The following is a 21,150-nucleotide window of genomic DNA, read 5'->3' as shown; positions in this document are numbered from 1 at the left end:
CTTTCAGGAATCCTTGGGGAGGGGAGTCGGGCGGGACGGCATGGCGGTGCGCAGCTCGGCGGTTGGTCTGATCTGCTGGGCCAGCGTCGCCGATTCAGTGGCCGCAGCGGTAGCGGTCGCGATCGCCTGGGCGCGGCTGCCGTGAACCGGGCTGACGTTGGCGGCTGCTGTCGAGGTCGGCGTGCTGGCAGGCGCCGGGGCCGGAGCTGTTGCTGCCGGGCGCGCATGGGTCGCTGGCGGCGGCGATGATGGCTTGTGCAGCTTGCCAATGAGGTTCTCGACCACCGCGAGCTGACCCTTGTAGAGCTCGGCCTGCGCCTTCAGCGCCTGCTCGAGCAGCGTTCTCATCGCCGAATTATGCGTGTCCGCGACCTCGCGCAGATCGTCGGTCAGCGATTGCGATGAGTCCATGGCCCGCTTCAGGAACGGGAAGCTTCCGCGGCTGATCATGAATGCGCATCCTTTCTGAATGTGATTTCGAGTGCATCGCCGTTCATCTTTGCGCCCGCCGTCTGCATTGCTACCAGGGCGCGGGGTAGCAGGATGACGCGCTTGAACGTCCCGATCCGGATGAAGAGATCCTCGTTGTCGCGGGAGATCTCCACCTTGTCCTTTGGTGCGAACCGGAGCTGCACCGAGAGCCTGTGTTCGTTGTCGGAGATCTTGGCGAAGCCGAACGGCGCCGTCGAAATGCGAACCTCGGCCGGGTCGGCCTCGCCGTAGAGCTGGGCGCCGAATTCCTCCAGCCGCTCGATGCCGACGACCTCGCTCCGCTGGAACGGGATAATCGCGATCGGCACCGGGTCGAAGTAGCTATGCACCGTCTCGATCATTGCGGTCTGTCGCTCCACCCAGTGCGAGAAGTAGCCGTCGCCTTTGGGTAGCATGCGGTTCACGACGACGGTGTCAATGGCGATCCCGTAGAGGTTGAAATACATATAGGCCCGCTGGGTCTCGCGGACGACCATCTGATCGGGCACCGTGACCAGCCGCAGTGAGGTGATCGTCGGGTCATGCAGCATGGTCTCGACGCCTTCGAGCTTCTCGAACAAGCTCTGCAGTGCGGCGAAATAGCCGTCCTCCGGCAGCATCATGGATTCGCCGCCGAATTTCTTGGCAATCGGCCGCAGCACGCTGGCGACCCGGCGGTCGATCTTGAGCCGCTTGCGGACATACCAGTCGATCGAGCCGATGATCGAGACGAAGCGCAAGGACTCGCTGGTCGGCGGACAGTCGACCACGATCACGTCGTAGGTGCCCTCGCGGGCATATTGGTTGATGTGGAGGAGGGCGATGATATCCTCCATGCCCGGCATGATCGCCGCCTCCTCGGCGACGATGCCGTCGAGCCCGCCGCCCATCAGGAGATAGGCGATGTATTTGTAGACGTCGCCCCAGTTGCGCTGCATCTCCTCCTGGACGTCGATCTCCTGGAAGTCGAGATTGTCGCGCACCTTCACCGGCTGGCCGCGTGCGGTGCTGAACAGCTCCTCGCTCATGTTGAAGCTGTCGGCGAGGCTGTGCGCCAGGTCGAACGACATCACGATGGTCTTGCGGCCGCGGGCGGCCAGCGCCACCGCGGTCGCGGCAGCGACGGTGGTCTTGCCGACCCCGCCCTTGCCGGAGACCATGATGATGCGCGGCTTGGTCCGCGTAGGTTCAGTCCCGGTCATGACGGTCGCAACTCCGAAGCTGTTGGGCCGCGCGCGACTGATGCGTCGCGCAGCCGTTCCGCGATGGCGCGGGCGATCAACGCCACGACGGCCGGCATCGCGTGATGAATGAAGAAGTGATTGCCGTCCAACATCTCACAGGTGCGAGGCGCCGACGTCATGGCCTGCCAGCTCTGAAGCTCGGGCAGTCCGGCAATCGGATCGCTGCGGCCGCCGATCGCCAGGATCGGGCAGGATAGCAGTGGCCGTTGGCTCCAGCGATAGGTTTCGCACAGCCTGAAGTCGGCACGCAGCGCTGGCAGCACCAGGGCCAACAGCTCGGGCTCGTCGAGCAGCATGGACGGCAGGCCGCCGAGCTCGGTGACGGCCGCCACGAATGCGGCATCGTCGAGGTGGGACACGTCGCGAAACCGGCGCGGCAGATTGGGCGCGCCATGTCCCGAGACGATCAGCAGCTCGGGCAGCGGCAATCCGCGCTGCTGCAGCGCCTGCGCCAGCTCATAAGCGAGCATCGCACCCATGCTGTGGCCGAACAACGCGTACGGGCGGTCGAGCCACGGCGTGATGGCTGGGACGAGCTGCGAGATCAGCGCGTGCGCCTCGTCGATCGCGGGCTCCATGATGCGGCGCTCGCGGCCCGGCAGGTGCACGGGCGAGAACGCGATCCAGCCCGGCAGCCGTGACGGCCATTCACCGAAGCTTGCGGCATTGCCGCCGGCGAAGGGCAGCGCGAACAGCCGCAGCCGGCGCGGCGTCTCGGGATCGCCGCCGATCCATGCGCGACCCGTGCCGCTCTTCGCGCCTGCAGATGTCGTCGTGCTCATGCGTCCGGCTCGAAGGTTGCGCTGGGTTGCATGATCGGGGTGAAGACGTCGCGGCCTTCAGGGCCGGGCGGAATGTCGCCGATCCAGCCTTGGATATGGAGCCATTGGCAGATCTCGTCGACCGCCGCCTCGACGTCGGTATGAGCCAGCGCCTCGTCGATGACCTTGCGTGTCTCGGCGATGTCGAAGGGATGCGGCGCGGTGTTGAAATACGGATCGATCCGCTTGAAGTTGGCGCCGAGCAGCTGCGCGCATTGATATTCGATGATGGCGCCACCGCCGCGGATCGCGAGCCGCACCAGCAGCATCGGCTCCTTCGGCGACAGCAACCATTGGCCGTAGCCCCAATCGGCAATGCCGTTGACGATCTCGGGCTTCACCGACAGCGGCTTGCGGCCGCAGCCGACCGAGAGCACGCTGATGCTTTCGACGTCGATCGGCTCGCCGGCGGCGCGGCGCTGCTCGAACACCGCCGAGACCGCGCACATCGACGGATTGTTCGCGACGAGGCCACCGTCGAGATAGCCGATGTCGCCGCCGGCGATGCCGGCGAAGATCGGGCTGATCACCGGGATGTTGCTGGTGCGCAGGGCGACATCGACGACGCGCTCGTCGGGCGAGTAGTCGAGGATGCCGGGAATGTTGTGGAACAGCCGCGGACGCCATTGCCGCTGCCGCTCGCTGGCGTTCTCGTGATGCAGCTGGAAGGCGGGCACGATGACCCGCCGCTTGAGATCGCCGAGCCTTGTGTCGGCGCCGAAATAGCTGACAAGGAAATCGATCATCCGGCTGCGGTCGTCGAACGCCTTGGCGCCGACGAAGCCGGCGACCAGGCGAGTCGGCTTGAAGGTGAAGGTGGTGTCGAGGATGTGCTCCCAGAAGCTCAGCGCGCCTTCGATGCCGTGATCGGGATCCTCATGGGCGGCGAGGAACAGGGCGTTCAGGCCACCGGCCGACGTGCCGGCGATGATGTCGGCGCTGTCGAGGAAATGGCCGCCGTTGCGGCCGATGCGGTCGGCCGTGCGGCGCAGCACCTCGGCCGTGATGTAGCCGCTGATGCCGCCATCCATCGCGAGGATGCGCTGATGTGTCATGGCTGGACTCCATCGCCTGTGGCGAGTCCGTTGGTGATCGCTGCCGCAAGGGCCGCGACGGACTTGCGCCCCAGCAAGGTCAGATGCGCCGCGCGCACGACTTCGATCCTGGGGGCGCTCGCCAGATGAGCGCTGACGGTCGCCACCAGCGGATCGTCGGGAGCGATCCTGCCATCGACGCTGGCGCGCACGATCAGCGTCGGTCCGCCATACCGGCCCGGCTCATAGTCGAGCCAGGCGCGGCTGAGTGCGGTGAAGCACGGCCAGCGGCTGATCAGCTCGCGCGCGAGCCCGATCATCACGCGGGCCATGCCGGTGTGGCGGTCGCCGGCCAGCCGCGCGAGATCGGTGATGTCGGCTCGCGACCGCGGCACGCTGCGCAGCAATTCGCGGCCGAGCCCAACGGCCAATGCGGCGACGCGGAGCGGGCTGAGCTTGCCGCCGCGCCAGGGCAGGCCGGCGTCGATCAGTACGAGCTGCACCCGCTCGCCTGCGGCCTCCAATTGACGCGCCATCTCGAAGGCGATGGCGCCGCCGAGCGACCAGCCGCCGACGCGATAGGGACCCTGTGGCGCGACGCGTCTGACGAGCTCAACATAGCTTGCTGCCAGCCGCGCAAGGTCTCTCGCCTGCGCGGCGGCCGGTGCCTCGAGGCCGAACACCGGCCAGTGCTTCGGCAGCGCCTCGGCTAGCGCGCCATAGCCGAGCGACGTTCCGATGGCCGGATGCACGAGAAAGAGCGGCGGCGCGCCACCGTCACGCCGGAACGGCAGCACCTGGCTTGGCAAACCCGCCGCGTCATGGTCGGAGGCGAGCGCAGCGGCGATCTGCGCGATGCTCGAGCCTGCGAACAATGTCGCCAAAGCCAGCTCGCGGCCGGTGGCGCGGTGCAGCCGGTCTCTCAGTGTCAGCAGCAGCAAGGAATGGCCGCCGAGCGTGAAGAAGTCGGCGTCGCGGTCGAGCGCGATGGCCTCGGCGGCATTGCGGCCGAGCACGTCGGCGACGACGGTCGCCACCTGCGTCTCAATCGGGCCGCTTGGACCGGTGCGGCGCGGGGCAGACGCAACCTCCGCCGCCGCCAACAGCGCCGCCAGATCGAGCTTGCCATGCCGCGTCCGTGGCATCGACTGAATCACGACGATGCGATCCGGGACGAGATAGGCCGGGAGACGCTCTCGCAAGAAAGCCGTCAACGATGTGCTTTCGAGCTTCGCGGAGCCGCGCGGGACGGCGAAGGCGACGAGGCTGGCCTCATGGAGAGTCACCGTGGCCTCGGCGACATCAGGGTGTCGGCCAAGCGCAGCCTCGATCTCGGCGGGCTCAATGCGGTGGCCGCGCAGCTTCAGCTGCTGATCGGTCCGGCCGAGATAGGCGATCCGTCCGTCGTGCTGCAGCCGGCCGCGATCGCCGCTGAGATAGAAGCGCTCGCCCGGCGCGAGCCGCAGATCGGCCCGGAAGCGCGCGGCCGTCTGCTCGGCATCGCCGAGATAGCCGCGGGCAAGGCCGATGCCGCCGATCGCGATCTGGCCGGCGATGCCGGACGGCAGCGCGGCGCCCTTGGCATCGACCATGGCGACACGATGACCGCGGATCGGATGGCCGATGGTCGGCGCGGCGTTGCCTTCGATCCGCTCGATCGTGCTCCAGACGGTTGTCTCGGTCGGGCCATAGGCGTTGAACAGCCGTGTCGCTTCAGCCCATTCACCGAGGCCGCCGGGGCAGGCTTCTCCGGCCACGACGACGCTGCGCAACGACGGATGATCGGCGGGGCGCAGGTGCAGCAGCATGCTGGGCGGCAACGTGACATGCGTCGCCCCGTCGGCGCGAATGCGAGCGGAGACGGAGAGCCGGTCGACGGTGTTGCCGTGCTCGGGCAGCAGCAGGGTGCCGCCATGCGCCATCGCCATCACGGCCTCGAAGATGAAGGCGTCGAAGGTGATCGCGGCGAATTGCAGCACCCGCGCGTCCGTCCCGTCCGGGATGATGTCGTCGGCCTGCGCGTCGGCGAGATTGGATAGGCCGCCATGCTCGACCATGACGCCCTTCGGACGTCCCGTGCTGCCGGAGGTGTAGATGAGGTAGGCGAGCTGCCCGGCGGCTGGCGGCGGCAACGCTCGTGGCACGGCGTTCGCGAGCAACTCGGTCACGGAGGCCTGCGGAAGATCGGTCGCAAGAGGCTGCTGCGCCGGATCGGTGGTCAGGAGCATGGCCGGCCGCGCATCGGCGATCAGCTCGGCGACTCGTGCCGGTGGAAGATCATGGCCCAGCGGCAGATAGCAGCGGCCGCTGCGCCAGATTGCCAGCAGCGCGATGATCAGTGCCGGAGACGAAGGTCCAAGCACCGCGACAACTGTGCCGTCCGGCGTCAGCTCGGTCAGTGCGGCGGCGACTCTGTCGACCCGTGATGCGAGCTCGCCGTAGCTGATCTGTTCGCCGCGGCAGATCAGCGCGGGATGACTCGGGCGCGCGTCGGCATGGCGCGCGAAGCGTTCGGGCAGACTCACATAAGGCAGCGCGGGTGCGCCCGTCGCCCGCTCTGCGAGCGCATCGCGCTCGGCTGCCGTAATCAAGGCGAGGTCGGCAATGGCGGTCGCGGGGCGCGTCACGGCGCCGGTGAGCAGCGTCCTGAAGCGCGCGGCGAAAGCCTCCATGCTGGCGCGCGAGAACAGGTCGGCCGCATAGGTCAGCACGCCGCGCCAGCCGCCGGTGCCATCCGGAAACAGATGCAGCTCGACATCGAAGCGGGTCGCCTTGTAGTCGGCCGAGAGGATCTCGACCGTGCTGTCGCCGAGCCGGCCCTTGGCCGGGAAATCCGGCTGCACCGACAGCGCCGCCTGGACCAGCGGATTGCGCGAGGGATCGCGCGGCGGGTTGAGCGTCTCGACCAACCGGTCGAACGGCGTCAGCGCATGGTCGAGCGCGGCCATCGCGGTGCGATGCGTCTGCTTGACCAGGTCTGCGAAGCTGCGCTCCGGATCGAGCCGCTGGCGCATCACCAGTGTGTTGACGAAGAAGCCGATCAACGGCTCCAGCTCGGGCCGCGCGCGATTGGCTGTGACCGAGCCGATGGCGAGATCGGGCTCGCCGGTGTAGCGATGCAGCAGAGCTGTGAACGCGGCGAGAAACACGGCGAAGGCGGACGTGCCGTTCTGGCGCGCCAGCGCGTCGATCAGACGACCATGCTGAGGCGAGATCGCGACCGCGACGGCATCGCCTCCGTGGCTCTGCTGCGGCGGTCGGGGCCGATCGGTCGGAAGCTCGGTCACCGGCAGGTCTGCCAGAGTCTCGCGCCACCATTCCAGCTCGTTGGCAAGCCGCTCGTCATCGCCGGCTTCGTGATAGGCGAGGTCGGCATAATCGATTGCCAATGGCGGCAGCGTCTCGCCCCGATAGAGCGCGTCGAGGTCGCGCAGCAGCACGCTGACGCTCCAGCCATCGGTGATGATGTGGTGGAGATTGAGCAGCAGCGCATGATCGCGCTCGCCGAGCTTGATCAGTTCGGCCGCAATCAGCGGCGCGCAGGTGAGGTCGAACCGATGCTGGGCGTGCCGGACAATGGCCGTGCTCAGCCGCTCGTCGCGCGCATCGCGGGCGAGGTGAGACAGGTCGCTCCGTTCAAGCCTGAAATCGACGCTGGGCGCAATCGACTGGCACGGCTCGCCGTGACGCTCGCCGAACGAGGTTCGCAGCACGGCATGGCGCGCGATCAGCGCGCCCAGCGCGGCTTCGAGGCGCTTCACATCGACGGGACCGCTGAGTCGCAGCGGCAGTGGCGAGTTGTAGGCGTAGTCGCCCGGCGACAGCCGATCCAGGAACCAGAGACGGCGCTGCGCTGATGTCAGCGGTGCCGTTCCGCCCGTGGCGGGCAGCACCTTGGCGATCGGTGCGGGCTTCGCCTGGGGCGTACGCGCCGCTGCGAGTTGCGCGTCCAGCGCGGCGCGTTGCGCGGGCGAGAGTTGCCGTAGCCGTTCGGCGATATCTGCTGCAGCCCTCATGATGCCAGCGTCTCCGGCACGCTCTTGCCCGCAAGCTGATCGAGCCCGTCGAGCAGCGCGGTCAAGGTCGCCTTGTCCGTGCTTTCCGTCAGAGCCTGGCCGATGCTGAGGGCGAGGCCGGCCACGGTCGGTGCGGCAAAGAACGTCTTCAGAGATAGCCGAACGCCGAACTGATCGGTGATCCGCGCCAGCAACTGCACGGCGCGCAGCGAATGGCCGCCGAGATCAAAGAAATTGTCGTCGGCGCCGATCCGCTCGATCCCGAGCAGCTGGCTCCACAGCGCGGCAAGCCCGCGCTCGATCTCGCCTTCGGGCGCGCGATAGGCGGTCCGGCGCTGGGAGGTCAGCGGCTGGAGCGCGGGCGTCGTCTCGGCGCTTGCCTCGCGCGCAATCCAGATCTGGCGGCGCTGCGCGAGGTCTCCGCGCGTGACCACGAACTGCTCGGCCTCGCCCCGCAGGATGATGCGCATGATGGCATCGAGGCTCTCCGACGGCCGCATCGCGAACGCGTCCATGCTGGTGCCGGCGCCCGTCGCGAGCTCATCGTCGCGCGTGAGCCAGCGATCCCAATTGGTGCTGATCCAGTCGGTGCTGCCGCCCCGGCTGCGGAGTGCTGCGGCCGCATCCAGGACCTGGTTGGCGGCCGAGTAGGCGGCAAAGCCGAGACCACCGAGAATGGCGGCGTTCGAGGACAATAGCACCACGAAGCGCGGCGAAGTCGCGCAGGCGGCAACGGCGGCATCCAGGCCGTCGAGTCCCGCGAGCTTGGGCGCGAACTGCGTCGCGGCGTCCTCCGGTGTCAGCTGGAGGATCGGGCTGATCAGCGCCGTGCCGCTGGTGACGGCGGCCGCATGAATGATCCCGGCGATAGGCCCATGCTTCCGCTCCAGCGTCGCGAACGCCTGGGCCATGGCCACGGGATCGGCAACGTCGGCCTGCACGACCTCGATCGACAGGCCTTCGCTGCGCCATTGTCGGAGCGCGGCGATGCGCTCGGCCTGGGTGGGATCGGCGACGTCCCAACGGCCTTCGTCCGGAAAGCCGGGCCGCACGATCAGCGCGACCTTGGCGCCGAACCGGCGTGCCAGATGAGCGGCGAGCAGTCGGCCGACGCGGCCGAGGCCGCCCGTGATCACCACGAGGTCGCCGCGCGCAATGCCGCGGATGGCCGGTGATTTGGCACTGAGTTGGACGTGTGTGTAGTCCTTGAGCCAGCGGCGGCGGCTGCGGAGGGCTACGACCGGCTCCACGCTGACCGCGCTGATCTCGCGCAGCAGGGATTCGGTGGCAGCCTCAGGCGTTGCCGAGGGATCGAGATCGATTACGGAGGCTTCGCAGCCCGGAAACTCCTGCGGCAGAACCTGTGCCACGCCGAGCACCGTTGTGCGCGCCGGGATCAGCTCATCGGCGGAATCAACCAGCACCGCACGCCGTGTCGCGATCAGCGTGCGCGCCGGCGGCGCAAATCCGGCCGTGGCGCAGCCCTGCATCAGGGCGACGATGGACATGAAGCCATGGTCGACTTCGGCTGCAGCGCCTCGGTCGGCATCTGCACTCCAGAGATGGACCGCCAGCGCAGGCGCTGCGCCGGCCGCGATCAGCAGCAGGCCGAGATCCTCGGCTGATCCCGGGCGAACCTGGAAGACATCCTGCTCGTCGATGGTGAAACCGTCACCGGGGCGCACGCGCAGCACGGGATCATGCCCGGCCATGCGCAGTCCGTCGATAACGCCGGCAGCAATGGCGCTGCCGTCGTCGAACACCAGCGCAGCGCCGGAAGCAGCGTCGGTTCGCGCCACAGGCGGCAGCGCCCTGCGCCAGGCAGGCAGATAGAACCAATCGTCAATCGGCTTGTCAGTTGCGGCGCTGCTGCGCTGGCCGGGTGCCGGGGCGTCGATCCAGAGTCGGTTGCGCTGAAACGGATAGGTCGGCAGTGGCACGCGAACACCGTCGGCGACGCCGGCTGTCGCGGAGAGATCGACTTCGACGCCGGAGCACCAAAGCTGCGCGGCCGCGGTCAGCAGCACGGCCTTATCATCATCGGCGGCTCCGGCCTTTCGCACCGAGATCACGCGATGATGGCTCGTGCTGGAGGCTGGATGCTGTGCGGCCAGCATCGTGCAAGCCTCGCCCGGACCGCACTCGATCAGCACCAGGTCGGGCTCGCGCAACAGCGTGGCGAGCGCGCGGTCGAAGCGGACGGTGTGGCGCAGATGCGTGACCCAGTAGTCGGGCGTCAGCTCGCCGGCGCGAAGCCAGTCGCCGGTCAGGCTGGAGATGATAGGGCATGATGGCGCACGCTGCGGCACGCCCGCAAACACAGTCCTGAACTCCGGCATGACAGCGTCGATCGCACGGGAGTGGCCGCCGACGTTGAGAACGAGGCGCTGGCTGCGCAGGCCGTACGCGTCGAGCTTGCGTTCGAGCTGATCGATGGCGGCGTGTGGTCCTGAGACGGTGCACAGATCGGGGCCATTGATGGCGGCGAGATCGACCTCCGGGCCTGCCAGTGCCATTGCGGCTTCGCTCGACCCCATGATGGCCAGCATGGCGCCGCCGGCATTCGCATCCTGCAGCGCCGAGCGTAACGCCACGATCCGTGCGGCTTCTGCCAGCGTGAACACGCCAGCGAGCGTTGCGGCAGCATATTCGCCGAGGCTGTGGCCGAGCATGATGTCGGCTTTGACGCCGCGCGCCTGCCACAGCCGGCCCAGCGCGTAGGAGACAGCGAAAGTGGCGGGCAGGGTGATCCGAGCGCTGCGATCGGCAGGCGTGTCGGACGCATCGCGGATCAGCGGCAGCACATCGGCCCCCGCCGTGCTGAGATGCGCCGCGACCTCCAGCAATGCCTCTCGGAATGCTGGCTCCTGCGCGAGCAGTCCGCGCGCCATGCCGGGATAGGCGACACCGCCGCCCGGAAACAGGAAAGCGCATTTGGGCCGCATCAACGCCCGGGCCGATACGCGGCGACTGCCACTGTCGCCTCGCAACGCCGCTGCCGCCTCGGCCGCATCGCGTGCGATGATCGCGCCGCGCTGGTCGTGAGCCGTGCGTCCGGCTTGCTGCGTGTAGGCAGCGTCGGCGAGCGTGATCTGTCCGTCGGCAAGACGGTCAGCGAGCGCCGTGCTCAGCCGAGTGAAGCCATCCTCGTCGCGTGCCGAGAAGGGCAGCACGCGCCAGCTGCCATCTCGTCCTGTCGCGCGCGTCGGCGTAAAGCTCTCGACGATGACATGCGCGTTGGTGCCGCCGATGCCGAAGGCGCTGACGCCGGCGCGGCGCACCGCCTCCGGCCATGTCTTGGCTTCAGTGGCCAGATAGAACGGACTGCCGGCGAAGTTGATCGCAGGGTTGGGCGTGTTGACGTTGATGGTCGGCGGAATGATGCCGTCGCGCACGGCGCACACCGCCTTGATCAGCCCGGCGGCGCCGGCGGCGGCATCGAGATGACCGACATTGCCCTTCAGGCTGCCCAGCGCGCAGAAGCCGTTCCGCTGCGTCGTCTCGCGAAACGCCTGCGTGAGCGCGCTGACCTCGATGGGGTCGCCGAGCCGCGTTCCCGTTCCATGGGCCTCGATCAGTCCGATCTCGTCGGCCGTGATGCCGGCAAGCTGCTGCGCCAGCAGCACAGCCTCGGCCTGTCCTTCGACGCTCGGCGCGGTGAAGCTCATCTTGCGTCCGCCATCATTGTTGATGGCGCTGCCGCGGATCACGGCATGGATCATGTCGCCATCGGCGACCGCTTCCGACAGGCGCTTCAAAAGGACCATCGCGGCGGCGTTGCCGGGAACGATGCCGTCGCCCGCCGCATCGAACGGCCGGCAATGGCCGTCGCGGGCCAGCACAGATCCTTCCTGATGCAGGTAGCCGCCCGTGAGCGGCAGGCTGACGGTGACGCCGCCGGCCAGCGCGACGTCGCATTCGAAGGCCAGCAGAGCGCGGCATGCCATGTGGACAGCGACCAGTGACGTCGAGCACCCCGTCTGGACGTCGACGGCCGGTCCGTGCAGGTCGAGCTTGAAGGCAAGCCGGGTGGCGAGAAAGTCCTTCTCGTTGCCGATGAAGATCTGGTCGTCGCCTTCGGCCGCGCGCGGATTGTCGGTGAGGTTTGACAGCCAATAGCCCGCACGGGCGGCGCCGGCGAACACCCCGGTCCAGCCGGCGATGCCGCCCTTGCGATAGCCAGCGCTTTCGAGCGCGGCATGGCCGACCTGGAGCAGCAGCCGATGCTGCGGATCCATCAGCATGGCTTCGCGCGGCGAATAGCCGAAGAACTCATGATCGAAACAGTCGGCGTCGTCGAGCACGGCCTTGGCGCGCACATAGTCCGGTCGGGTGGACAGTGAGGCGGGAACGCCGGCCTTGACGAGGTCGTCGTCACTCAAGGGGCGCACGGATTCGACGCCGGCTTGCAGATTGCGCCAGAATGTCTCGACATCGTCAGCGCCGGGGAAACGACCGGCCATGCCGATCACGGCGATGGCCTCACGCGCGCTCAAGGAGCTCCCGGTCATCGCAAGCCCTCTCCGCGCATGCGCAGCGCACGCCCGCGGATTCCGGTCGCGGTGCTGACGGCGGCCGGCTGCGCGGCCGCATCGATGTGACGCGCCAGCGCCGCCACCGTCGGAAACTGGAACAGGTCGGCGATGGCGAGCGGCACGGCAAAGCTGCTCACCAGTTTGTCGTAGGCCTCCACCAGCAGCAGCGAATTGCCGCCGAGCTCGAAGAAGGTGCTGTCGACGTCGACGTCGTCGCGGCGGAGCACAGCGCTCCAGATCGCAGCGATCGCTTGTTCGGTCGCGCTGCGCGGCGCGGGTTGGTCCAGCGACGACGAGGCGAATGGTCGGCCGGCAGCAGTCAGCGCGGCGCGGTCGACCTTGCCGTTGGCAGACAAGGGGAGCGCATCGAGTTGCAGGAAGCGCGCCGGCATCATGTAGTCGGGCAGGCGGGGCCGCAGCCAGTCACGCAGGGCATGCGGCACAAAAGCCGGTGAGCCGGGAACGACGCAGGCGACGAGGTGGCGGTGGCCGCCCCCATCGCGCTCGGCGACGACAGCGCAATCGGTAACGCCGGGATGAGCGGCGAGCACCACCTCGATCTCGCCCGGTTCGACGCGGTAGCCCCGGATCTTGATCTGGTTGTCGCGCCGGCCCAGGAATGCGAGACGCCCATCGCGGTTCAGCTTGACGAGATCGCCGGTGCGATACATGCGGGCGTCGGCGGCGAACGGATCAGCGACGAAGCGATCCGCCAAGGCGCCGCCGCCGAGATAGCCATCGGCAACCTGAACGCCGGCAATGCAGAGTTCGCCGGCAAGGCCGTAGGGCTGTAGCCGGGCTTCTGCATCGAGGACATACAGGCGATTGCCCGGGAGCGCGCGCCCTGCCGACGGCAGCATGGGCCAGTGCGAGGCATCGCCGTCGAGCACTTCCTCGCTCACCACATGGGTCTCGGCGGGACCGTACTGATTGATCAGCCGCAGGCCCGGATGCCCTGTGAAAAGACGCCGGACCTCGTCGGTGAGGTGGGGCTGCTCACCCGCCGTGATGATCTCGCGCAGCGATACAAGGCGTTGCCCGGAAGTGACGACGCCGCGCGCCAGCAGCGCAATGAGCGGGAAAGGGAGAAAGACGCGCTCGATCTGCTCTCGTGCGATCAGCGCAGCGAGTTGCTGCGGATCGCGCCGTTGCGCCTCCGTTGCCGGGATCAGCACACCGCCCGTCGACAGCGTGAACAGTACCTCCTGGATAGCAACGTCGAAGCCGACCGCAGAGGCCAGCAGCGTCCGCATCGGCTGCGGGCGGATGGCGAGCTGAGAGGCCATCAAGTTGGCAAAGGCGCGCATCGGCATACGGACGCCCTTCGGCGTGCCGGTCGAACCCGAGGTGAACACGATGTAGAGCGGGGCGTGATTGCGCGCGTTGGGTCGGGCAATGACGTCGCGGCCGATGTTGCCGATCAAGGTGCCGATCGTCGTGCACGACGCACTGATCGCCGCGTCGGCCCCATGTTCGTCTGCGCAGAGCACTAGCGCGGCACCGGCGAGCGCGATCTGCTGCGTGAGGCGGAGCGGCGGCAGCTCAGGATCGACAGGCGCAAACGGGAAGCCGAAGCGGGCGCAAGCCAGCATGGCGGCGACAAGATCGCGGCCACGGGGGAGCACCAGCGCGACGACGTCTCCGGCGGTGAGGCCCCGTGCGCAGAGCGCCGATCCGATCCGGTCGGCACGATCGTAGAGCTGATCATAGGTGAGATCTTGGCCGCACCCGTCGTGTAACGCGCAGCGTTCGCCAAAACGCACGCGCGCTTTTTCCAGCAGCGCGGGCAGGTCAACATCCGGCGCCGGACCGCCATCGCCGGTCGCGATGATGCCGGCCTGTGCGGCCGCATCAAGCAGCGGATAGCTGGCGAGCGGACGGTCTGGCGTCGCAAGCGCGGCCGCGAGCCAGACCTTCAGCATCCTGAGCAGGTCCGTCATCGTCGCGCGATCGAACAGATCGCTGTTGTAGAACAAGGTGCCAGTCAGCCCGGCGTCCACATCGCGCGCGCCGGTCCAGCTCTGCCGGCCGTCCCACAGATGCAGCTCGAGATCGAAGCGCGCCGCGGGCAGTCGATACGGAAACGCGGCTGTCGACAGGCCTTCGAGCTGCAGCGGCAGCATCGGCGCATTCTGCAGCGCGAACAGCACCTGCACCAGCGGATTGCGGCTGGTGTCCCGCGGCAGGTTCAGGTCATCGACCAGCTTCTCAAATGGCAGGTCCTGACGCGCCTGGGCCTGGATCATCGTCTCCCTGGTGAGGCGGACGAGATGGCTGAAATCCTTCGCCTGCGCGAGATCGACCCGGATCGCCAGCGTATTGACGAAGAAGCCGATCAGATTCTCCAGCGCAGGATCGGTTCGTCCAGCCACGGGCGCTCCAATCGCGAAATCGGTCTGGCCCGCGATCCGGCCGAGCACGGCGCGGAATGCGGCGAGCAGCACGCAATAGAGCGTCGTCGACTGCTGCCGCGCCAACTCGCTCGCCGCGGCGATCAGATCCGGTTCGAGGCTGACATCGATCGAGTCGCCACGCAGCTTTGCGAGCGCGGGCCGCGGCCGGTCGAGCGGCAGGTCGATCACAGGCAGACCGGCAAGCTTGGCCTTCCAGAAATCGAGCAGATGGTGCAGCCGCGTGCCGCTGAGCGCGGTTCGCTGCGCCACGCTGAAGCTCGCATAGTCTGTCCCGAGGGGGGCAAGGTTCGGATCCTGGCCATCCCGGCGCGCCGCATAGGCGGCAGCGAGATCGCGATTGAAAACCGCGAGCGACCAGCCATCGGCGCAGATGTGATGGAGCACGACGATGAGGACGTGACGATATGGGGTCAGGCGGATCAGCCTGGCTCTGAACACTGTCTCGCGTAGATCGAACGGCTTGGCCACTTCAGCGTCGACCAGGCTCCGGGCGGCATCCTCATCGACCGCATCGACGAGCGGCAGCGCGACGTGAAGCGTGGGCAGCACAGTCTGCACGGGCTTGCCGTCGATCTCGGCAAAGACGGTGCGTAGCGGCGCGTGCCGCGCGACCAGGTCATTCAGCGCCTCCGTCAGGGCGGCGACGTCGAGCGGCCCTGACAGGTCAAAGGCGCCCGGGATGTTGTAAGCCGGGCTGCCGGCATTGAGCCGGTCGAGAAACCACAGCCGCTGCTGCGCAAATGAGAGCGGGTAGCTGTGCGGCTGATCGGTGCGGCGGCTCAGCAGTTGCGTCAGCAGGGCGCGCTGCTCTGCCGCGGACATCTTGGCCATGTCTGGCGTGAGCCGCGCGGCGGTCATGTGGGTTGCCCCTCCGCCAGTAGCCGCTCCAGCATCCGGTTGACTTCATCGCCCGACATCACTTCGACCATGCGGCGGGCCTCCTCGCTCACCGGGCGGACCAGATCGACAGCAGGGGTGGCCGCACCCGGCGGCTGCGCAGCCGCGAGATGATCGAGCGCGGCCGCGAGCTGAACCGGAGTGGTGTGCGCGAACAACAGATCGGGTGTGACCGGCAATGCGAAGCGCAGCCGCAGGCGCGAGACGACCTGGATGGCCTGAAGCGAGTCGCCGCCGAGATCGAAGAAATCACCGTCGTGAGGCAGATCGGAGCGCCCGAGCACCTCGGCGAAGATGTCGCGAATGCCGTGCGCGCGATCCGTCGCATCGTCGAAGATAGCATCGTTCGCGGTGGTGGCCTGTCGGGCCAATGCAGTCCAGCGCGCAAGGCGTTCGTCGAGATCACCGCCGCAGACGACGAGCTGGCCAGTCAATCCTCCGGCCACGACACGCTCGATGGCGTCGATCGCCTGCGACGTCGTGAGCGCGTAGCCCGCCGACGCAACGTCGTCAGCCTTCAATCCTTCCGACCACGCGTCCCAGCACAGCGAAGCCCAGCGGCCATCACGCTCTGCATAGGCATCGAGCCAGGCATTCGCGGCCGCGTAGGATGAGAAGCCGAGCCCGCCGAGCAGCGAGGCGAGCGATGACATCAGGATGCGCACGCTCAGCTCTCGCCGGCCGAGCACGTTGTCGAGCGCCTGCACGCCTGCGACTTTTGCCGCGAGCATACGCTTCGACCTGGCGCCGTCAGTGTCGGGAATGGATGCGAAGGCGCGGGTCTCGGCGGCCATGTGGATGACGCCGTCGAGCGGCCCAAACGTCGCTTCGGCGACGGAAACCGTCTTGGCAAGCGCGTCGATGTCTGTGACGTCGCACGAGAACGTCTGGGCAGATCCGCCGTGGGTCGTAATGCCGTCAAGCCGGCTGGCAATGTCATTGGGCACCGAGCGGCCGAGCAGCGACAGGCGGGCGCCATGCCGGCTGGCGAGCTCGCGCGCCACGGTCAGGCCGAGCCGGCCGAGACCGCCGGTGATGAGATAGTGGCCGTCGAGCTTGGCGGTGTGATCGATGCTGCCGACCGGACGGAAGCTGCGTTCCAATACGCGGTCGCCCCGCAAGGCAGAGACGGAAGCGCCCGACGCGGCGCAGGCGGTGACCACAGCAGTGTCTCGCACGTCACGGCCGACATCGATGATGCGCACGGTGACGTTCGGCTGTTCCTGACCCAATACGATGGCCGGCCCGAGCATCAGGGCGACCTCGGGATCGGGGCGATCCGCGTTGTCCACCGCGAACACATCGCGTGCGAGAACGATCAGGTCGATCAGTGCCGCGACGTTGGCGGCTCCCAGTGCAGCTCCGATCCGGAGCAGTGACTGATAGCCGCGTTCGCGTGCATCGCCGCTCACTTCTTGCCGCAGCGCGAGGTGCACGATACGGTCGGGAACGCCGGCACGCAGGTGCGCGGTCAACTCGTCGCGGTCGGCAGCCGCCGACACCTGCATCAGCCGTCCTCCGGCACGGCCGACGGCGGCGGCGATGGTCCGGGTGAGGTCACCCTCGGGGTCACCAACGATCCAGGTCGTCCCGTCCAGCGCATCCGGAACACGCCGCGGCCTGCGCTCCCAGGCCGGCACAAACAGGATCTCGCCTGATGCAGACGGTCGGCCGGCAGGAGGCGGCGGCGTCGATCGCGCGAGATCGGCGATCATGTCCACGGCGTAGCGGGTGGCCCGGAAAGGATAGGGCGGCAGTGACACCGGCTGTCGCTGTCGGCCCTCGTTGAAGGCCTGCCAATCCAGCTCGCAGCCCTGCGCGTACAGTTCGGCAAGCGCCGTGTAAGTGGCGCGTGTCTCGTCGATGTCGGCGGACGACGGCTGCGGCAGCACGGCGACGATCTCGGTGTCGGGCGTGCGCGCAGCATGCCGACGCGCAAAGCCGCCCAGTGTTCTGCCTGGCCCCACCTCGATCAGGATATGAGGTTGCTGCGCCAGCACGGAGGCCAACCCGTCCAGGAAGCGCACCGGCGAGAGCGCCTGGCGGATCCAGTAGGCGGGATCGCAAGCTTCTCCGTTGCTGAGCCAGCCACCATGGACGTTCGAGGCGATGGGGATGCGCGGTGCAGCCAATGGCGTCTGCGAGAGCGTCGACCTGAATGTGTCGAGTGCGGGCTCCAGCAGGTGCGAATGGAAGGCGCGGCCGGCCGGCAGTTTCCGCGTCTGCACGCCCATCGCTCTCCAGCGGGCGTCCTGCTGTTCAATCGCTTCCGGCGTGCCGGAGATCACGCATTGCGTGGCTGCATTGACGGCAGCGAGCCGCAGGTCTGGGCCTAGTTCGCCGATCCCGGCCTCGCTCAAGGCGACCGCGAGCATCGCGCCGTCAGGGCTCGCTTGCATGGCTTCGCCGCGCGCGACCACCAGCGCCAGGGCAGCGTCTTCCGACATGACCCCGGCAAGGCAGGCCGCGGTGAGCTCGCCAATGCTGTGACCGATCAGGCAGGCCGGGACGAGCCCCCAATGCATCAGGAGTCGGCTGAGCGCATATTCGATCACGAACAGCGCCGGCTGGGTCCAGCGGGTGTCGCCGAGGGCGGCCGTGTCCACGCGACCATTTTCGATCACTTGCCGGATCTCGGTCCCGGTCAGCCGCTGGACGGTTGCGGCGCAACGATCGACGACCTCCTTGAACAGCGGCTCGGTGCGGAGCAGGCCCCTGCCCATGCCGATGAATTCCGCGCCCTGGCCGGGAAACATGAAGCATAGCGGGCGCTTTGTGGCGCCGACGCGGCTCGTGATCACCGCTCCATTGCCGTTGCAGATGTCGCGCGCTTCGCTGGTCGTTGCCGCCACGATGGCGCGCCGCCGGGGGAAATGGCGCCGCCGCGTCTGCAGCGTGAAGGCGACATCGGTGATGTCCGGCGGCTGCGATGCCGACAGCGCGGCACTGAGCCGGCGGACCATCGCATCGGCGACGTCATCGTCCGGTGCGGAGAGCGGCAGGATCAATGGCTGTTCGTTCGTCGCCGCGCGAACGACCGGCGCAGGCGCTTCCTGCAGCACGGCATGGGCATTGGTGCCGCCGATGCCGAACGAGCTGACGGCGGCGAGCCGCGCGCGATCCGACGTCCATGGCTCTAGACGGTCGTTGATGGCAAACCGCGTGCGCCCCAGCTCGAGCTTGGGATTGGCGCTACGATAGTGCAGGGTCGGCGGAATCTCCCGGTGATGGAGCGCGAGCGCCGCCTTGATCAGCCCGGCGACGCCTGCCGCAGCCTTGAGATGTCCGACATTGCTCTTCAGCGAGCCGATCCAGCAGCGCGGCGCTCCCGGCTCGGCCGGTCCGAACGCCTCAGCCAGCGCGGCGATCTCGATCGGATCGCCCATCACGGTGCCGGTGCCATGCGCCTCGATGAATCCGATCTCTGCGGAGTCGATTCCGGCCACCTTGCGCGCCAGCGTCAGGACATCGGCCTGACCCTGGATGCTCGGTGCCGTGAAGCCGACCTTGCGGCCGCCATCATTGTTGATCGCGGTGCCGCGGATCAGCGCGTAGATGCGATCGCCGGCTTCGAGCGCATCCTCGACCCGCTTGAGCGCGACGACGCCGACACCGTTCGAGGGCAGGGTGCCCGCTGCGTCGGCATCGAACGGCCGGCAGCAGCCGTCGGGTGACTCCACCGAGCCGTGGGCGAATCTGTAGCCTTCGGCATTCGGCGTGCTGATCGATACGCCGCCGGCCAGCGCGAGATCGGATTCAAACGTCAGCAGCGACTGGCAGGCCAGGTGAACCGCGACAAGCGAGGTCGAGCAGGCCGTCTGCACGGTCAGGCTCGGCCCGCGCAGATCGAGCTTGTAAGAGACGCGGGTGGCGAGAAAATCGGGGCTGTTGCCGAAGAAGATCGGAGTCGACTGCGCGGCTTCCACAACATCACGCGTGCGCGCGAGCAGGGCTGCCTGGTGGCTCTGCTCGGCCTCGCCGGCGAAGACGCCGATCCAGCCTTTGAACGTCGCGGGATCGCAGCCGGCATCCTCGAGCGCGTGCCAGCAGCTCTGCAGAAACCAGCGGTGCTGCGGATCGAGATAAGCGGCCTCGCGCGGCGCAATGCCGAAGAACTCCGCATCGAAGCAGTCGCCTTCCTCGATCAGTCCCTTGGCTGGGACATAGTCGGGATGGTCGACCAGCGATGCGGGAAGTCCGGCCGCGATCAGTTCGTCGCGGGAGAGGCGGCGCACGCCATCGCGCCCCTCGCGCAGCAGCGACCAGAACGCCGCAATGTCGGCGGCGCCCGGGAAGCGCCCGGCCATGCCGACGATCGCGGTGCTGCCGGGGGGCACGGATGCCGACGTCATGTGGCGGCAGCCGCGCGCGCGATGGAGTTGCCGGCAAAGGCGGCGGCGAATCCGATCAGCGCGCTCACGAGCATCAGGCTGAAGATCGGCGCATGCTCGATGGTCTCGATAACTCCGGCCGTGGCTGAGATCGCAGCCGCCAGCACCGTCATCAGGAACGTGACGAGCGCCGATGACGTCGCAATGTCGCGCGTTGCCTCGCTCAGCGCCGCCGACCGGCCGACCACCACCGCCATTCCGAGACCGAAGGTGAAGGTGCCGGCTGCGAGCAGGATCAGCGTCACCGAGGGCTCGAGCACGCTGGTGAGCCAACCGGTTGCCGCACCGATCACCGCGAGGCCGCAGCCGACGAGGATGTTGGCGTGAAGCGACAGCCATTGCCGCCGCAACGATACCCGCACCGCGATCGATCCGATGATGAACGGGAGAAAGGCTATGAAAGCCAGAATGCCATAGGTGTGCACCGACACCTTCAGCTTGTGCATGAACAGGAACGGTGCGCCGATGAAGAAGATGGTCAGTGCACCGGTCAGGCAGCCGATCATGGTGGCGTACAGCACCAGCCGCCGCTGGCTGAGCGCGATGCGATAGCTCTCCAGCGTGACGGCCAAATGCGGGCGTGTCTTGTCCTGTTCGACCGGCGGCGTCAGGGTTTCCGGGCTGACGAAGGCGAACGGCCCCAGCGCGAGGACGACGGCAGCCAGCACCGCGAACAGCCCGCGCCAGCCGAGCGTGCCAACCAGCGAGGTGCCGATGATGGGAGTGAGGGCGGAGGCGAGCGCCAGCGCCGTGCCGAGCCGCGCGAGGATCATCAACGTCGCCTGGGCATCCCGGCTGTCGCGGATCATCGCCTGACCGACCGTCGGCAGGACGCCGGCGCCGACCGATAGAATGAAGATGCCGACGAACACGCCGGCCACGATCTGCGCCACCGCTGCTGTCACGGCGCCGACCGCGAGCAGCGCGATGCCCCCGATCAGCACGGGGCGACGGCCGAAACGGTCGGCGAGGGGACCCACCACGATCTGGACCGAGGCATAGCCCGAAAGGAAAACGCTCATCAGCATCTGCGAACGGCCAGCGGAAATCTCAAAGTATCGACCGATCTCCGGCAGGGCCGGAGCAAAAACGAAATTTGATAGCTGCGACATGACGATGGCTGCACCTGCCAGCGTCGGAATGAAGCGTGTATCGAGCTTGAAAGCTTCGCTCATTGGTCCGACGGAGTTGCCGCACACCGAATCATGACAACAGACTATCCGATTAGAAGCTGTGTCCCTGTGAACTATCGCATAAGTCGTACCATATAATTTGGTGCAAAGGCGAACAAGGACGCGGCGGCGTTGTGCACAGCCCCGACAACTAC

General features: G+C 67.7%; 9 protein-coding genes. All 9 read right to left on the bottom strand.

Features of this window, described 5'->3' with window-relative positions:
- Window positions 1-3 precede the first annotated feature (3 nt).
- From BRAD285_RS19645 to BRAD285_RS19605, 9 genes are read right to left on the bottom strand one after another with little or no spacing between them, the layout of a single operon-like run.
- The gene (locus BRAD285_RS19645) at window positions 4-450 is read right to left on the bottom strand and encodes a hypothetical protein (protein ID WP_006609073.1); all 447 of its coding nucleotides are present in this window, start codon (window positions 448-450) and stop codon (window positions 4-6) included.
- Window positions 447-1,673, bottom strand: coding sequence for an ArsA family ATPase (locus tag BRAD285_RS19640; protein WP_006609072.1), 1,227 nt, complete (start codon window positions 1,671-1,673; stop codon window positions 447-449). Before BRAD285_RS19640 ends, BRAD285_RS19645 begins: the two co-directional genes overlap by 4 nt.
- A complete protein-coding gene (locus BRAD285_RS19635; protein ID WP_006609071.1) occupies window positions 1,670-2,497 on the bottom strand; it encodes a thioesterase II family protein in 828 nt (275 codons plus the stop codon). Before BRAD285_RS19635 ends, BRAD285_RS19640 begins: the two co-directional genes overlap by 4 nt.
- The gene (locus BRAD285_RS19630) at window positions 2,494-3,591 is read right to left on the bottom strand and encodes a patatin-like phospholipase family protein (protein WP_006609070.1); all 1,098 of its coding nucleotides are present in this window, start codon (window positions 3,589-3,591) and stop codon (window positions 2,494-2,496) included. The genes BRAD285_RS19635 and BRAD285_RS19630 overlap by 4 nt, the downstream gene beginning before the upstream one ends.
- Window positions 3,588-7,586 (bottom strand): non-ribosomal peptide synthetase, encoded by a 3,999-nt coding sequence (locus tag BRAD285_RS19625; RefSeq protein WP_006609069.1) that lies wholly within the window; start codon window positions 7,584-7,586, stop codon window positions 3,588-3,590. The genes BRAD285_RS19630 and BRAD285_RS19625 overlap by 4 nt, the downstream gene beginning before the upstream one ends.
- Window positions 7,583-12,097, bottom strand: coding sequence for a type I polyketide synthase (locus BRAD285_RS19620; RefSeq protein ID WP_006609068.1), 4,515 nt, complete (start codon window positions 12,095-12,097; stop codon window positions 7,583-7,585). Before BRAD285_RS19620 ends, BRAD285_RS19625 begins: the two co-directional genes overlap by 4 nt.
- Window positions 12,094-15,393, bottom strand: a complete 3,300-nt coding sequence (locus BRAD285_RS19615) for a non-ribosomal peptide synthetase (RefSeq protein ID WP_006609067.1) — start codon at window positions 15,391-15,393, stop codon at window positions 12,094-12,096. The genes BRAD285_RS19620 and BRAD285_RS19615 overlap by 4 nt, the downstream gene beginning before the upstream one ends.
- Window positions 15,390-19,784 carry a type I polyketide synthase gene (locus tag BRAD285_RS19610; protein ID WP_006609066.1) on the bottom strand — a complete coding sequence of 1,465 codons (4,395 nt, stop codon included), beginning with the start codon at window positions 19,782-19,784 and terminating at the stop codon, window positions 15,390-15,392. Before BRAD285_RS19610 ends, BRAD285_RS19615 begins: the two co-directional genes overlap by 4 nt.
- Window positions 19,781-20,935, bottom strand: a complete 1,155-nt coding sequence (locus BRAD285_RS19605) for an MFS transporter (protein ID WP_006609065.1) — start codon at window positions 20,933-20,935, stop codon at window positions 19,781-19,783. Before BRAD285_RS19605 ends, BRAD285_RS19610 begins: the two co-directional genes overlap by 4 nt.
- Window positions 20,936-21,150 lie beyond the last annotated feature (215 nt).

The sequence above is a fragment of the Bradyrhizobium sp. ORS 285 genome (genome assembly GCF_900176205.1).
Taxonomy (GTDB): Bacteria; Pseudomonadota; Alphaproteobacteria; order Rhizobiales; family Xanthobacteraceae; genus Bradyrhizobium.
Note: the sequence above shows the minus strand (reverse complement) of the source record. Positions and strands in the feature narration are given on the sequence as shown.